Origin of the sequence: Pseudomethylobacillus aquaticus (assembly GCF_003730115.1) — a bacterium.
GTDB lineage: Bacteria > Pseudomonadota > Gammaproteobacteria > Burkholderiales > Methylophilaceae > Pseudomethylobacillus > Pseudomethylobacillus aquaticus.
In genome coordinates, this window is sequence record NZ_RJVP01000006.1 from 53,420 (window position 1) to 68,292 (window position 14,873).

Annotated in this window: 11 protein-coding genes; 7 read left to right on the forward strand and 4 right to left on the reverse strand. The window is 57.7% G+C overall.

The genetic code is table 11. The features are described 5' to 3' along the window. The first annotated feature begins 54 nt into the window (after positions 1-54). The gene (locus ED236_RS10590) at positions 55-2,598 is read left to right on the forward strand and encodes a [protein-PII] uridylyltransferase (RefSeq protein WP_123238030.1); all 2,544 of its coding nucleotides are present in this window, start codon (positions 55-57) and stop codon (positions 2,596-2,598) included. Positions 2,599-2,777: 179 nt separating this feature from the next. Here ED236_RS10590 and ED236_RS10595 read toward each other — a convergent pair whose 3' ends face one another. Then, a complete protein-coding gene (locus tag ED236_RS10595) occupies positions 2,778-3,548 on the reverse strand; it encodes an SDR family NAD(P)-dependent oxidoreductase (protein WP_123238031.1) in 771 nt (256 codons plus the stop codon). Positions 3,549-3,839: 291 nt separating this feature from the next. On the opposite strand from ED236_RS10595, the gene ED236_RS10600 reads away from it, so the two are divergent. After that, on the forward strand, positions 3,840-4,145 hold the full coding sequence (locus ED236_RS10600) for a ComEA family DNA-binding protein (RefSeq protein ID WP_123237951.1): 306 nt from the start codon (positions 3,840-3,842) through the stop codon (positions 4,143-4,145). 140 nt (positions 4,146-4,285) lie between these two features. Here the strand turns inward: ED236_RS10600 and metG are convergent, their stop codons facing one another. Next, the gene (gene metG, locus ED236_RS10605; protein WP_123237952.1) at positions 4,286-6,352 is read right to left on the reverse strand and encodes a methionine--tRNA ligase; all 2,067 of its coding nucleotides are present in this window, start codon (positions 6,350-6,352) and stop codon (positions 4,286-4,288) included. A gap of 176 nt (positions 6,353-6,528) precedes the next feature. Here metG and apbC point away from each other — a divergent pair, with 176 nt between their 5' ends. Further along, positions 6,529-7,617, forward strand: coding sequence for an iron-sulfur cluster carrier protein ApbC (apbC, locus tag ED236_RS10610; RefSeq protein ID WP_123237953.1), 1,089 nt, complete (start codon positions 6,529-6,531; stop codon positions 7,615-7,617). A 272-nt stretch (positions 7,618-7,889) separates the two neighbouring features. Here the strand turns inward: apbC and pgl are convergent, their stop codons facing one another. Next, positions 7,890-8,600 carry a 6-phosphogluconolactonase gene (gene pgl, locus ED236_RS10615; protein WP_123237954.1) on the reverse strand — a complete coding sequence of 237 codons (711 nt, stop codon included), beginning with the start codon at positions 8,598-8,600 and terminating at the stop codon, positions 7,890-7,892. A gap of 121 nt (positions 8,601-8,721) precedes the next feature. On the opposite strand from pgl, the gene gnd reads away from it, so the two are divergent. The 4 genes from gnd (at position 8,722) to ED236_RS10635 (ending at position 14,302) form a co-directional block, all read left to right on the forward strand. Next, on the forward strand, positions 8,722-9,642 hold the full coding sequence (gene gnd, locus ED236_RS10620) for a phosphogluconate dehydrogenase (NAD(+)-dependent, decarboxylating) (RefSeq protein ID WP_123237955.1): 921 nt from the start codon (positions 8,722-8,724) through the stop codon (positions 9,640-9,642). A 91-nt stretch (positions 9,643-9,733) separates the two neighbouring features. Further along, complete coding sequence (gene zwf / locus ED236_RS10625) at positions 9,734-11,215, forward strand: glucose-6-phosphate dehydrogenase (RefSeq protein ID WP_123237956.1); 1,482 nt, start codon at positions 9,734-9,736, stop codon at positions 11,213-11,215. A 104-nt stretch (positions 11,216-11,319) separates the two neighbouring features. Beyond that, on the forward strand, positions 11,320-11,895 hold the full coding sequence (dcd, locus tag ED236_RS10630) for a dCTP deaminase (protein WP_123237957.1): 576 nt from the start codon (positions 11,320-11,322) through the stop codon (positions 11,893-11,895). A gap of 166 nt (positions 11,896-12,061) precedes the next feature. Next, complete coding sequence (locus tag ED236_RS10635) at positions 12,062-14,302, forward strand: arginine/lysine/ornithine decarboxylase (protein ID WP_123237958.1); 2,241 nt, start codon at positions 12,062-12,064, stop codon at positions 14,300-14,302. Between the two features lie 82 nt (positions 14,303-14,384). Here ED236_RS10635 and ED236_RS10640 read toward each other — a convergent pair whose 3' ends face one another. Further along, entirely contained in the window at positions 14,385-14,867 is a 483-nt protein-coding gene (locus ED236_RS10640) for a dihydrofolate reductase (protein WP_123237959.1), read from the reverse strand. Positions 14,868-14,873 lie beyond the last annotated feature (6 nt).

Here is a 14,873-nt window from a genome sequence, read left to right on the forward strand (position 1 = left end):
CGTATGTCTGGCACCCGCATGTCCGCGCAGTGCGAGCAAGCACGCGATACGCAGATGCTGACAGCCAAGGCCTGGCGCGCGCGCCTGCAAGCTGGCCAGGCGGCCTTGCGCGCTGCGTTCGAGCAATCGGGCAGCACGACCAGTTTGCTACGCCAGCACTGCAAGCTGGTCGATCAACTGCTGCGCGACATCTGGCAGCGATCCGGCATGCAAGCCGACTTGTGTCTGATCGCCGTGGGCGGTTATGGCCGCGGCGAGCTGTTCCCGTATTCCGATGTCGACCTGCTGATCCTGCTACCGGATGATGCCGATGAGCGCGTCAATCTGGCGCTGGAAAACCTCATCGGGCTGTTGTGGGACGTGGGCCTGGCGGTGGGGCACAGCGTACGCAGCCTTAGCGAATGCGTGGAAGAAGCGCGCAAAGACCCCACCGTGCAGACCAATATGCTGGAGGCGCGCCTGCTATGTGGCAAAGCTGGCCGCTATCGGCAATTCTGTGCTGCCACTCAAGCAGACCCGCAACCGTTCTTCGCTGCCAAGATGCTGGAACAGCAACAGCGCCATGCCCGCTTCAACGACACCGCTTACAACCTTGAGCCTAACATCAAAGAAAGTCCGGGCGGTTTGCGCGACCTGCAAACCATCCTGTGGATCGCGCGCAGCCAGCACCTGGGCGCAAGCTGGGGCGCGCTGGTAGAGCATGGCCTGATCAGCAAACAGGAAGGCAGTCTGATCCGCCGCCATGAACGCTATCTGCAAATGCTGCGCATACGCCTGCATTATCTGGCCCATCGCCGCGAAGACAGATTGGTGTTCGACTTCCAGAATGACATGGCGCGCGCGCTGGGTCATGTCACCAGCAAACGGCGACGTGCCAGCGAACAACTGATGTATCAGTTCTACCGCAGTGCCAAGTTCGTGATCCTCATCAACGAGATCCTGCTGCAGCTGCTGCATGAGCGTCTCAATCCAAAACAGCATGAAATGCTGGTCATCAACGACCAGTTCCAGTCGCACAACGGCCTGCTGGAATTGCGTTCGGATAGCCTGTTGCAGCGCCGCCCCGCTGCCATCCTGGAATGCTTTTTATTGCTGCAACATCCCGGCGTGACTGGCTTCAGTGCCAGCCTGCTGCGCACGCTGCACCGCGTGAAGAACCTGGTGAACCGCGAGTTCCGTCAGCAGGCCGAGCATAAAGCCCTGTTCCTGAAGATCCTGCAGCAACGCAGCGGTGTGACCCATGCGCTGACATTGATGAACCGCTACGGCATCCTCGGGCGCTATATCCCGGCTTTCGGGCGCATCATCGGTCAGATGCAGCACGACCTGTTCCATGTCTACACCGTGGATGAACACATCCTCAATGTGCTGTGCAACCTGCGCCGCTACGTGATGCCCGAATTCGCGCACGAATTCCCCTTGTGCAGCCAGCTGTTCAGCCAGTTCGATGCGCCACATCTGCTTTACCTGGGCGCCCTGTTCCATGACATCGCCAAGGGACGCGGTGGCGATCACTCCACCCTGGGTGCCGTCGATGCACGCCGTTTCTGCCGTCTGCACGGACTGTCGCGCGATGATAGCGAACTGGTGGCCTGGCTGGTCGACATGCATCTGGTGATGTCCAGCGTGGCACAGAAGTCGGATTTGTCCGACCCGGCGGTCGTGGAAGGCTTTGCCCGTCGCATGGGCAGCGAGCGCCGTCTGGTCGCGCTCTACCTGCTCACCGTGGCCGACATACGCGGCACCAGCCCCAAGGTCTGGAACGCCTGGAAAGCCAAGTTACTGGAACAATTGTTCGTCGCAGCGCAGCGTCTGCTGCGTGGCAGCCAGCAGTCCCTGGACGCCGAAGTCACGGCCCGTCAGCAAAAAGCGCAGTCCATCCTCAGTCATTACGGGGTCATGCCTGTCGCCTATCAGCCACTATGGGAACAACTGGGCAAAAGCTATTTTCTGCGTCATGACAGCACTGAGATCGCCTGGCACAGCCGTTTGCTGCTGGCACACCTGAAGAGCAGCGAGCCTATCGTGCGTGCGCGGCTCAGTCCGGGTGGTGATGGCATCCAGACCATGATCTACACGCTGGACCGCGACGACCTGTTCGCACGCATCTGCGGCTTCTTCGAACGCATCGGTTACAGCATCCTGGAAGCCAAGGTACACACCACGCGTCACGGCTATGCACTGGACAGCTTCCTGGTCTTGAACCCGAACGACAAGAACGTACGTTACCGCGACCTGCTCAACTACATCGAATACGAGCTGACACAGCGCCTGCAGGCCACCACGCCGGTGGAGGGCCCACTACAGGGACGTCTGAGCCGGCAGGTCAAACACATGCCGATCAACTCCAGCATCGACATCCGTGGCGATGACAGCAGCGCCAACCATACGCTGGATATCGTGGTGGGCGACCGGCCAGGCCTGCTGTCGCAGATCGCCCACCTGTTCCTGCAACACGATGTGCACTTGCTGACCGCCAAAGTGAATACGCTGGGCAATCGGGCGGAAGACACCTTCCTGATCACCGGAAAAAACGGCCAGCGGCTCAGTGACGAAACCATGGCGCTACTGCGTGAGGAACTTAACACCCGCTTCTGACTGCAGGCGTGCACTTCAATGAGCGCGGCCTGAATGGTCATACGTGCTGGTGTCACTGGTTAGCGAAGCTCTATCTAAAACGCAATCTGGAATTAGTGAAGTGCGATCTAAAACGGGGTGCCAGTTGGCACCCCGTTTTTTATGGGATAAAGGCAGGCAAACGTCTTAAGGACAATGCATCAGCGCAGGAATCGGCCACCGCTGATGTCGATCAGCGCGCCATTGATGTGCGAGGCCATGTCGCTGGCCAGGAAATGCACGGAACTCGCCACTTCTTCCGCAAAGGTGTTACGGCCCAGCGGTGTTTGCTTGCGGTAGGCTTCCAGCATCTCCGGCGTGGAATGGATCTCGTGGTGCTGTGTTTCCACCGTGCCCGGCATCACCGAGTTGGTACGTACCAACGGCGCCAGCTCCTTGGCCAGGGTATGCGTGAACACCATCAGTGCCCCCTTGCCAGCCGCATAGGCACCTGCACCGTTGGCGCCACCGGTCTGTACCGACAGCGACAGCAGATTGACGATACGCCCGCTGCCTGTCGCGCGCAGGTGCGGGATGGCATGTTTGGTCACCAGAAACGCACTGGTGGAGTTGAGGTCCAGCGACTTGCGCCAGGTTTCCACCGAACAGTCCTCGATCTTCTCGCGCTTAACCAGTCCGCCGCTGTTATTGACCAGGATATCCAGGCGCCCCGCCGCTGCCACCATGTCGGTCACCACGCGCTTCGCCTGCGCTTCATCGGTCAGGTCACCCGGCAACAGCACGCATTGAATGTCCAGCGCCTGCAATTCTGCCTGCAACGCTTGTGCAGCCGCCTGACTGGAATAGTAGTGAATGCCGATGAAAGCACCGGCACGCCCCATGGACAAGGCAGTTGCACGGCCTATGCCGACTGCACCTCCGGTGATCAATGCCGCTTTGCCTGCCAGACTCAAGGTTTGCTCGGGTACCATGTTCATCTCCTCCATAAGTTATTCGATCTACCTGACTGCGATACCAGTGGCTACTCTTTCTAGCTAGCCGCTTGGTATGAATAGCCACATTCTAATGGAGTTTGCATACCGCGCATGCATGAGATGACACTGCCCCACCATGGGGATGGCAACAATGCAGCCGAGTTGTCAGCACTGATGCAGGCCCTCCAAAACCATCCAGGTGGCTGATATTTAAGCACAAGCGCTCTGCTTATGATGGCGCTGTGCCCTTACCCGCACACCTATTCATCCAGATTACGGAGGTTTATCATGTATCAGCGTACCGTGCTTGTGCTGTTCACTTTCTTGTTCAGCCTGATGGCCCATGCGGCCGTCGATCTCAATAGCGCCAGCAGCAGCGAGCTGGAAAGCGTCAACGGCATCGGCCCCAGCAAAGCTGCTGCCATCGTGGATTACCGCAGCAAGAATGGCGCGTTCAAATCAGTGGACGATCTGGACAAGGTGCCGGGCTTCGGCAGCGTCACCATGGAAAAGGTCAGAAAGGAACTGACCGTGGGCGCCAGCAAAGCCGTGGCTGCCAAACCTGAAAAGATCGTCAAAGAAGTGAAGAAATAGGACCTCACATCCAGCTGTCGCCAGGGCGTTACCAACGAACAAAATTACCAGCGAACAAACTAGGAAAGCCCCATTCGGGGCTTTCTTATTGTTGTTTGATACTCACAGCTGATCGTTATCCCAGCCGTGAACAATCCTGTTTACTTGACGCGCATGCCAGGCTGCGCGCCGCTGTCCGGGGACAGAATGAAGGGGCCACCACGCTCATCACTGGCGGCCAGCACCATGCCTTCAGAGAGCCCGAACTTCATCTTGCGCGGCGCCAGATTGGCCACCATGACGGTCAGCCTGCCCTGCAACGTTGCCGGGTCATAAGCGGATTTGATACCTGCAAACACATTGCGCGTGTTTGCCTCGCCTATGTCCAGCGTCAGCTGCAGCAGTTTTTCAGCCCCTTCCACGTGATTGGCAGCGACGATACGCGCGATACGCAGATCCACCTTGGCAAAATCGTCGATGGAGATATGGTGCTCGTCAGTGGCGGGCGTTGCAGCAACAGGCGCGGCCACTTGTGCAGATGCGTTTTGCGGTTGCAGATTCTCTTTATTGGCTTCGGTCATGGCTTCAATCTGTTTAGGGTCGATACGGGTGATCAAATGCTGATAGGTCTGAATGCCATGGTCAGCTGGCAAGCCAGCTGCCACATCGGCCCAGCTCAAAGGCGCAATATTCAGGAACTGCTCGATGGAAACAGCCAGCTTGGGCAGCACCGGTTTCAGGTAGATCGTCAGTAAGCGGAACATCTCCAGCGCGTCCGAGCAGACGCGATGCAGCTCGGCTTCGCGGCCAGGCTGCTTGGCCATTTCCCAGGGCGCATGTTCGGCTACATAGCCATTGGCTTTATCGGCCAGCGCCATGATCTCGCGCAGGGCACGACCAAAGTCACGGTTCACATAACTGTCCGCGACGCTGGCGGCCGCCGCACGCAGGTCGGCGATCACAGCGTTGTCGCTTGCTGCAGCGAGCTTGCCATCAAAACGCTTGCTGATGAAACCGGCACAACGACTGGCGATGTTGATGTATTTGCCGACCAGGTCGGAGTTCACGCGCGCAACGAAGTCCTCAAGATTGAGGTCGATGTCTTCCATGCTGCCGTTCAATTTGGCGGCGTAGTAATAGCGCAGGTATTCCGGGTTCTTCACATGCTCCAGATAGCTGCGTGCCGTGATGAAAGTACCGCGCGATTTGGACATCTTCTCGCCATTCACGGTCAGAAAACCGTGCGCGAATACCTGTGTGGGCTTGCGGTGGCCGGAATACTCCAGCGTAGCCGGCCAGAACAGCGCATGAAAATACAGTATGTCTTTGCCGATGAAGTGATACAGCTCGGTGGTGGAATCCTGCTTCCAATACTCATCGAAATCCAGCCCCGCCTGTTGATCGCCGTCAGCTGATTGCTGACGCTTGTCACACAGGTTCTTGAAGCTGGCCATGTAGCCGATAGGCGCGTCCAGCCACACATAGAAATACTTGCCGGGCGCATCCGGGATCTCGAAACCGAAGTATGGCGCATCACGCGAGATGTCCCAATCCGACAAACCGGAAGCGAACCATTCACCCATCTTGTTGGCGGCTTCCGCCTGCAAGGTGCCAGAGCGCGTCCAGCGCTTGAGGAAGTCTTCGCACTCGGACAGCTTGAAGAAGTAATGCTCGGTCTCCTTGCGTACCGGCGTGGCGCCCGACACCGCAGAGAACGGATTGATCAGCTCGGTCGGGTTGTAGGTGGCACCGCACACTTCACAGGAATCACCGTACTGGTCTTTGGCGTGGCACTTGGGGCACTCGCCCTTGATGAAGCGGTCAGGCAGGAACATCTGCTTGACCGGGTCGTAGAACTGCTCGATGGTCTTGGTGGCGATCTTGCCATTGCTGCGCAATGCGCGGTAGATGTGCTGCGACAGCTGTTTGTTCTCTGGCGCGTTGGTCGAGTGATAGTTATCGAACTCAACCAGGAATTCGGCAAAATCGGCGCTGTGCTCGGCATGCACCTTGGCGATCAGGGCCTCCGGGGTGATGCCTTCCTTCTCGGCGCGCAGCATGATGGGCGTGCCGTGCGTATCGTCAGCACACACATAATGCACGCTGTGGCCCTGCATCTTCTGGAAGCGCACCCAGATATCGGTCTGGATATACTCGACCAGGTGACCAAGGTGGATGCTGCCATTGGCATAAGGCAAGGCGGAGGTAACAAGGAGTTTGCGGGTCATGATGCCTGAAGGCTTATTTTTCAAGGGAAAGCACACATTTTAGCAAATGCAGCCCGCTTGTTGATGGCTATCTTGCGCGCAGCGCTGGTTTGGAACCGCTCATGCAGCAGCAGGTCACATGCGCTAAAATCGTATTTTGCCCCATTCACCGCAACATCCCCAGTCAGGAACACAGCATGGCCATCAGCGAATCGCAGATCCAAAACGCGCTCAAAGCGCTCATCGACCCCAACACCGGACGTGATTTCGTCAGCAGCAAATCGGCCAAGAACATCCAGATCAAGGACGGTCACGTGTCCGTGGACATCGTGCTCGGCTATCCGGCCAATTCGGTGATGGCATCCGTGCAAGCGCTAGTGGCAGCCGAACTGCGCAGCCTGCCTGACGTGACCGGCGTCACCGTCAATATCGGCAGCCGCATCGTTGCACACAGCGTACAGCGCGGCGTGGGCCTGTTGAACGGTGTCAAGAACGTGATCGCCGTGGCCTCCGGCAAGGGCGGCGTAGGCAAATCCACCACTTCGGTGAATCTGGCACTGGCACTGGCGGCCGAAGGCGCGCGTGTCGGCATCCTGGATGCGGATATCTACGGCCCCTCGCAACCGCAGATGCTGGGCATCTCCGGCCGTCCTGACAGCGAAGATGGCAAAAGCATAGAACCCATGATGGGGCATGGTCTGCAGGCCATGTCCATCGGCTTTCTGGTCGATACCGACACGCCCATGGTGTGGCGCGGCCCGATGGTCACCGGCGCGCTGGAACAACTGCTGCGCGACACGCGCTGGAAAGAGCTGGATTATCTGGTCATCGACCTGCCACCTGGCACCGGCGACATTCAGCTCACGCTAGCCCAGAAAGTCCCGGTCACGGGCGCAGTCATCGTGACCACCCCGCAGGACATCGCCCTGCTTGATGCCCGCAAGGGATTGAAGATGTTCGAAAAGGTCGGCATCCCTATCCTCGGCATCGTGGAGAACATGAGCACGCACATCTGCTCCAATTGCGGCCATGAAGAACACATCTTCGGCGCAGGCGGTGCGGCGCACATGTGCGCCGACTACAACGTGGAACTGCTGGGCTCCTTACCGCTGGACATCCGTATCCGCGAACAGGCTGACAGTGGCACGCCGACCGTAGTGGCAGAGCCGGACAGCGCGATCGCCAGCACTTATAAGGAGATCGCCCGCAAGACCGCGATCAAGATCGCCAACCTGAGCCTGGACCACACCAGCAAATTCCCGAATATCGTGATCCAGAATACTTAAAAAGTATGGTTACTGTTTGACGACGCTTTAGGTGGTTTGGGGTGGTTAGGCTTTGGTTATTTTTCTTTGGGCGAGCAAAGGAAAGTAACCCGTCTGCCGGGTGAGACCGGCGTTTTTTACCGCACCCCTTACCATCGCGACCTAGCCATCACGACCTGGATTCCCGCCTTCGCGGGAATGACGAACGACAAGCCTGCCTGGCGGGCAGAAACGCCATGGCGGACAGAAAAAAGCCCGCTTGCGCGGGCCTTTTTCTGGGCAGATGACACAGCTTATTTCAGCTCGACGCCGAAGGTATAAACATCCACACCCGTTGCAGGCGCGATCACTGTCGCCGGGATCGCGACCCCGTTACGCCAGTTATCGACCGCTTCCTGCTTGCCTGCACCCGTCACCAGGAACATGACTTCACGCGTGTCGCTCAAGCGGCGTGCACTCAGCGAGATGCGCTCAGAGGGCGGCTTGGGTGCGTTGAATACTGGAAAAGCATCCAGGCTATCGTCCCAGACATGGCCGGGGAACAGGCTGGCAGTATGGCCATCTTCACCCAGACCCAGCAGCACCAGATCAAAGGTGTCGATACCGGCTACGGTCGCGGCATACGCCTTGGCGCCTTCGACAGGACCAAGCTCTGCCGGGATGTCATGCACCTGATTTGCGGGGATGGCCACATGATTGAGCCAAACCTCACGCGCCATCAGGCTGTTGCGGTCAACATGATCCACTGGCAGGCAGCGGTCGTCATTGTGATACACATGCCACTTGCTCCAATCGGCTTGCGCATTGCGTAACAACCCATAAACGGATTTGGGCGTACCACCACCCGCCAGCACGATGCTGAAGCGGCCACGTGCGGAAATCGCTTCCTGCGCGGCAGCGAGGATACGCTGTACCGCCGCTTCATTGATGGCCTGTTGACTGTCAAAGCGGTGCCAGCGGCTGGTTTGTTTACTGACGATGATGGCTTGAAGCTGATTTTGCATAAAAAACGTCACCTATTTTGCGGTATAATTTAATACTTATGCAGCTCAAAAAAGCGCATATGAATTTTCTTAAATCTCAACCAGAGATGATGACACATCATCCTCATCAAGGAAAACACAAATGAAATTAGCAATGCTGGGTTTGGGCAAAATGGGCGGCAACATGGCACGCCGTCTGCAAAAGGGTGGCATTGAAGTCGTCGGCTTTGACTTCAACCAGGACACCGTGAATCAGATCGCGCAAGAAAGCGGCATGATCCCATCCAAATCCGTAGAAGACGCTGTTGCCAAACTGGGCGACGGCCAGAAGATCGTGTGGATGATGCTGCCTAGCGGCGAGCCGACCGAAAACCAGATCAAGGCGCTGGTTCCGCTGCTGAACAAGGGCGACATCATCATTGATGGTGGTAACTCGAATTACAAGGACAGCCAGCGCCGTGGCGCATGGCTGGCTGAACAAGGCCTGGGCTTCATGGACTGTGGTACCTCCGGTGGTATCTGGGGCCTGCAGAACGGCTACTGCCTGATGGTAGGTGCCAATGACGACGTTGCAAAGACGCTGACCCCTGTGCTGATCGCGCTGGCTCCTTCCAAGGAGAACGGCTGGGCGCATGTAGGCCCGATCGGTTCAGGCCACTTCACCAAGATGATACACAACGGTATCGAATACGGCATGATGCAGGCGATGGCTGAAGGCCTGGACCTGATCAAGGGCAAGGAAGAATTCAACCTCGACCTGGCCCAGATCACCGAACTGTGGCGTCATGGTTCCGTCGTCCGCAGCTGGTTGCTGGATCTGACCGCTGACGCACTGAAGGACGACCAGGAACTGGCCGCTGTTGCGCCTTACGTTGCAGACTCCGGCGAAGGCCGCTGGACCGTAATGGAATCGGTTGAACAAGGTGTAGCCGCTCCAGTGCTGACCCTGGCACTGCAAGCCCGCTTCAGAAGCCAGGATGCAAGTGGCTACAGCTACAAGCTGTTGTCCATGATGCGTAATGGCTTCGGTGGCCACTTCGTCAAATCGGTTGGCGACAAGTAATCACCAAGCACCTCGGGAGATGGCAACATCTCCCGACTGCATTTCTGATCTCTAGGTTTCTGATTTCTGATTTCTGATTGAAAGTTTAGTCATGACAAAACAAATCGACCCGTGCACACTGGTCCTTTTTGGTGCCAGCGGTAACCTTTCCCGCGTCAAACTGATGCCAGGGCTGTTCCGTCTGGATGCCGCAGGCCGTCTGCCGGCCGAGATGAAGATCCTGTCTGTGGGTCGCGGTGAAGTCTCCCGTGAAGCCTGGCTGGCAGACATCAAAGGCATGCTGGATGCCAAGTTCAAAAAGGGCTACGACCAGCAAGTGTTTGAGCGCTTCATCGAGCGCAACTTCTACCACGCCAACCCGCCTACCGATCCAAATGCCTTCCAGCGCATGAAGGAAACCCTGTCCAACGACAAGGTGTTCCCACAGAATCTGGCTTATTTCCTGTCGGTACGTCCGTCCGATTTCGCGCCTGTGGTTGACCAGCTGGCGGCGGTCGACCTGTTGAATGAAGAGAACTACTGGCGTCGTGTGGTGATCGAGAAGCCGTTCGGTACCGACCTGCCTTCCGCCAAGGCGCTGCAGGCGTCCATCACCAAGCACCTGAAGGAAAGCCAGATCTACCGTATCGACCACTATCTGGGCAAGTCGGCGCTGCAGAACATCATGCTGCAACGTTTCGCCAACACCCTGCTGGAACCGATCTGGAACAAGGATTACATCGATCATGTGCAGATCACCAACACCGAGATGCTGGGTGTGGGCGACCGCACCCAGTTCTACGATGCCACCGGCGCACTGCGCGACATGATACAGAGCCACATCCTGCAAACCCTGGCACTGACCGCCATGGAGATGCCTGCCGCGCTGACGCCGGAAGGCATCCGTGCCGAGAAGATCAAGGTGCTGGAAGCCATTCGCGCCATCCCGGTCGACCAACTGGACAAGCATGCGTTCCGCGCCCAATATGCGGCCGGTGAAGTCAACGGCGAGCAGGTGCCTGGCTATCTGGAAGAGCTGGGCGACAGCAGCAGCGTGGTGGAAACCTATGCCGCACTGAAGCTGTTCATCGACAATCCTCGCTGGGAAGGCGTGCCGTTCTACATCCGCACCGCCAAGCGCCTGCATGAGGCCGATACGCGCATCTCCATCCGCTTCAAGAAGTCGCCACTGCAGATCGGCGACGGTCAGGATCAAAACTGGCTGATGCTGGGCATACAGCCACGCGAGTGCATCAAGATGGAGATCCAGTCCAAGATCCCGGGTCTGGATATCAACACACGCACCATACAACTGGATGCGGCCAACCGTCAGGATGGCGATGAATCCATCGACGCGTATGAAGCGCTGCTGCTGAACCTGATGGAAGGCGATAACTCGCTGTACCTGCACATCAGTGAAGTGGAAGCGCAATGGCGTCTGGTCGACCCGGTCATCGAAGCCTGGGCCAAGGATCGCCAGCCGGTACATCAGTACCCGGCTGGTAGCCGTGACCCAGAAGCGTCCAAGGTGATCTTCGAACACGAAGACCAGTTCTGGCGCTACAGCATAGAACTGGGCGGCGACGCACACTAAATCTGTATCAGCAAGCCCATGCAGCCGCGTTTCAGTTAGGAACGCGGCTGTTTTTTATGTAGGATAACGCCGACGCGACACACCGTTATTAGCGAGGGAATACGATGAGCATCAAATCCGACAAATGGATACGCCGCATGGCCGAAGAGTACGACATGATTTCGCCGTTCGAGCCAGGTCAGGTCAAAGTCAATGCGGCGGGTGAACGCCTGGTGTCGTATGGCACCTCCAGCTACGGCTACGATATCCGTTGTTCCAGCGAATTCAAGCTGTTCACCAACCTCAACAGCACCATCGTGGACCCCAAGAATTTCGATCCGAATTCCTTCGTGGAAGTGAATGCGGATTACTGCATCATCCCGCCCAACTCCTTCGCACTGGCGCGTACGGTGGAATATTTCCGCATCCCTCGCAATGTGCTGACCGTGTGTCTAGGCAAATCCACCTACGCGCGTTGCGGCATCATCGTCAATGTCACCCCGTTCGAACCGGAATGGGAAGGCTATGTGACGCTGGAGTTCAGCAACACCACCCCGCTACCTGCCAAGATCTACGCTAACGAAGGCTGCGCGCAAGTGCTGTTCTTCGAAGCCGATGCCGATGATATATGCGAGACTTCCTACAAGGATCGTGGTGGTAAATATCAGGGTCAAGTGGGTGTCACGCTGCCAAAAATCTGAGCTGGATGAAGCGCTTGCAGACCACACTGCACGTCGCATCCCCGACTTTGTGACCGGGTTGTGTCAAATCACGGTCCGGTCATCAAAACATGCTATATTTCGGCCCTTTCAGTCAACCAGCTCGCCATGTTCAGGCGGCTGCAAGCAGGTCACTTAGGAAGCCACGATGAAATTCCGTTTCCCTGTCGTCATCATCGACGAAGATTTCCGTTCCGAGAACTCGTCCGGTCTGGGCATACGCGTGCTGGCCAAGGCGCTCGAAGTCGAGGGTTATGAAGTGCTGGGCGTCACCAGCTATGGCGACCTGACTTCCTTCGCGCAACAGCAAAGCCGCGCCTCAGCCTTCATCCTGTCCATCGACGATGAAGAGATCGTCGAGGAAAAACCGGAAGCGCTGGAGAATCTGCGCAAGTTCGTGGACGAGATCCGCTACCGCAACGAGGAGATCCCGATCTTCCTGCACGGCGAGACGCGTACTTCACGCCATATCCCCAACGAGATCCTGCGCGAGCTGAACGGTTTCATCCACATGCATGAAGACACGCCGGAATTCGTGGCGCGCTACATCATCCGTGAAGCCAAGACCTATCTGGACAGTCTGCCGCCGCCGTTCTTCAAGGCACTGACCCATTATGCGGCGGATGGCTCCTATTCCTGGCACTGCCCCGGCCATTCAGGCGGCGTGGCCTTTCTGAAATCGCCAGTCGGGCAGATGTTCCACCAGTTCTTCGGCGAGAATATGCTGCGTGCCGACGTGTGTAATGCCGTGGACGAGCTGGGTCAGTTGCTGGACCATACCGGCCCGGTCGCCGCTTCCGAGCGCAATGCCGCACGCATCTTCAATTGCGATCATTTGTTCTTTGTCACCAATGGCACCTCCACCTCGAACAAGATCGTGTGGAACTCCACCGTCGCGCCTGGTGATATCGTGGTGGTGGACCGCAACTGCCACAAGTCGGTACTGCACTCCATCATCATGACCGGCGCCGTGCCGGTATTCCTGATGCCGACCCGCAACCACTTCGGCATCATCGGGCCTATTCCAAAAGAGGAGTTCGCCTGGGAGAACATCCAGAAAAAGATCGCCCGCAACCCGTTCGCGGAAGACAAGAACGCCAAGCCGCGCGTGCTGACCATCACCCAATCCACCTACGATGGCGTGCTGTACAACGTGGAAGAGATCAAGGAGATGCTGGATGGCAAGATCGACACCCTGCATTTCGATGAAGCCTGGCTGCCGCACGCTACCTTCCACGACTTCTACGGCGACTACCATGCCATCGGTGCTGACCGTCCGCGCTGCAAGGAATCCATGGTGTTCTCCACGCAATCCACGCACAAACTGCTGGCTGGCCTGAGCCAGGCCTCGCAGATCCTGGTGCAGGACGCACAGGACATCCAGCTGGACCGCGACGTGTTCAACGAAGCTTATCTGATGCACACCTCCACCAGCCCGCAATACTCCATCATCGCTTCGTGCGATGTGGCCGCGGCCATGATGGAAGCGCCGGGCGGTACCGCATTGGTGGAAGAGTCACTGATGGAAGCGCTGGATTTCCGCCGCGCCATGCGCAAGGTGGACGAGGAATGGGGCACTGACTGGTGGTTCAAGGTGTGGGGTCCGGACGACCTGTCCGAAGAAGGCATCGAAGAGCGCGAAGCCTGGATGCTGAAGGCTGGCGAACGCTGGCATGGTTTCGGCAATCTGGCGCCCGGCTTCAATATGCTGGACCCGATCAAGGCCACCATCATTACGCCCGGCCTGGATGTAGGCGGTGATTTCTCGGACGACTGCGGCATTCCGGCCGCCATCGTCACCAAATACCTGGCCGAGCACGGCGTCATCGTCGAGAAGACCGGCCTGTATTCCTTCTTCATCATGTTCACCATCGGCATCACCAAGGGCCGCTGGAACACCATGGTGGCCGCCTTGCAGCAGTTCAAGGATGACTACGACAAGAACCAGCCGCTCTGGAAAGTGCTGCCGGAATTCGTCGCCAAGCATACCCGCTATGAGCGTATGGGCCTCAAGGACCTGTGTACGCAGATCCATCAGGTCTATAAGGCCAATGACGTGGCACGCCTGACCACCGAGATGTACCTGTCGGACATGATCCCGGCGATGAAGCCTACCGATGCGTTCGCACGCATGGCGCACCGCAAGATCGACCGCGTACAGATCGAGGAACTGGAAGGCCGCATCACCGCCGTGCTGCTGACGCCCTACCCGCCAGGCATCCCGCTGCTGATCCCGGGTGAGCGTTTTAATCGCATCATCGTCGACTATCTGAAATTCGCGCGCTCATTCAACGAGCAGTTCCCCGGCTTCGAAACCGATGTGCACGGCCTGGTGAAACAGGTGATAGATGGCAAGTCCTGTTATTTTGTGGACTGCGTGGCTCAGTAAATCCGCCCTCTAGTCCTCGAAGAAAAACGCAGCGCCAAAACGCTGCGTTTTTTTATATCGAGAACCAGGCTAGAAGGCGTGCTTAACGCCGCTCCAGCGTCACATAGCTGAACCGGATGCCCTGCGCACTGACATGTGCTTCGCGCTGCGTTTCCTGCCAGCAGTCAGCATCGAATTCGGGCAGGAAGGTATCACCCGCATAGTCGGCTTCCAGCTCGGTCAGATAGATACGATCCACGTTTTCCAGCGCTTCTGCATAGAGCTGCGCACCGCCGATCACGAAGGCCTCGGCATCGGCGGCACTGACCGCCAGTGCCTCTGCCAGCGAGCCCACCACCAGCGCACCCGGCACCTGGTAATCCGGATTACGCGTCACGATCACCGTGATGCGGTCCGGCAGCAGCCGGTTCAGCGACTCGTAGGTTTTGCGACCCATAATGATATGATGGCCCGTGGTCAGCGCCCGGAAGCGCTTGAGATCTTCAGGAAGGTGCCAGGGCAGACGGTTTTCCACCCCGATCACACGATTTCGCGCCATGGCGACAATAAGAGAGCGTTTGGACATACGCCT

Coding starts and splice junctions, on each gene's coding strand:
- dcd (WP_123237957.1), top strand. CDS start 11,320: ATGAGCATCAAATCCGACAAATGGATACGCCGCATGGCCGAAGAGTAC.
- apbC (WP_123237953.1), top strand. CDS start 6,529: ATGGCCATCAGCGAATCGCAGATCCAAAACGCGCTCAAAGCGCTCATC.
- ED236_RS10595 (WP_123238031.1), bottom strand. CDS start 3,548: ATGGTACCCGAGCAAACCTTGAGTCTGGCAGGCAAAGCGGCATTGATC.
- ED236_RS10635 (WP_123237958.1), top strand. CDS start 12,062: ATGAAATTCCGTTTCCCTGTCGTCATCATCGACGAAGATTTCCGTTCC.
- zwf (WP_123237956.1), top strand. CDS start 9,734: ATGACAAAACAAATCGACCCGTGCACACTGGTCCTTTTTGGTGCCAGC.
- metG (WP_123237952.1), bottom strand. CDS start 6,352: ATGACCCGCAAACTCCTTGTTACCTCCGCCTTGCCTTATGCCAATGGC.
- ED236_RS10600 (WP_123237951.1), top strand. CDS start 3,840: ATGTATCAGCGTACCGTGCTTGTGCTGTTCACTTTCTTGTTCAGCCTG.
- ED236_RS10590 (WP_123238030.1), top strand. CDS start 55: ATGCTGACAGCCAAGGCCTGGCGCGCGCGCCTGCAAGCTGGCCAGGCG.
- gnd (WP_123237955.1), top strand. CDS start 8,722: ATGAAATTAGCAATGCTGGGTTTGGGCAAAATGGGCGGCAACATGGCA.
- pgl (WP_123237954.1), bottom strand. CDS start 8,600: ATGCAAAATCAGCTTCAAGCCATCATCGTCAGTAAACAAACCAGCCGC.
- ED236_RS10640 (WP_123237959.1), bottom strand. CDS start 14,867: ATGTCCAAACGCTCTCTTATTGTCGCCATGGCGCGAAATCGTGTGATC.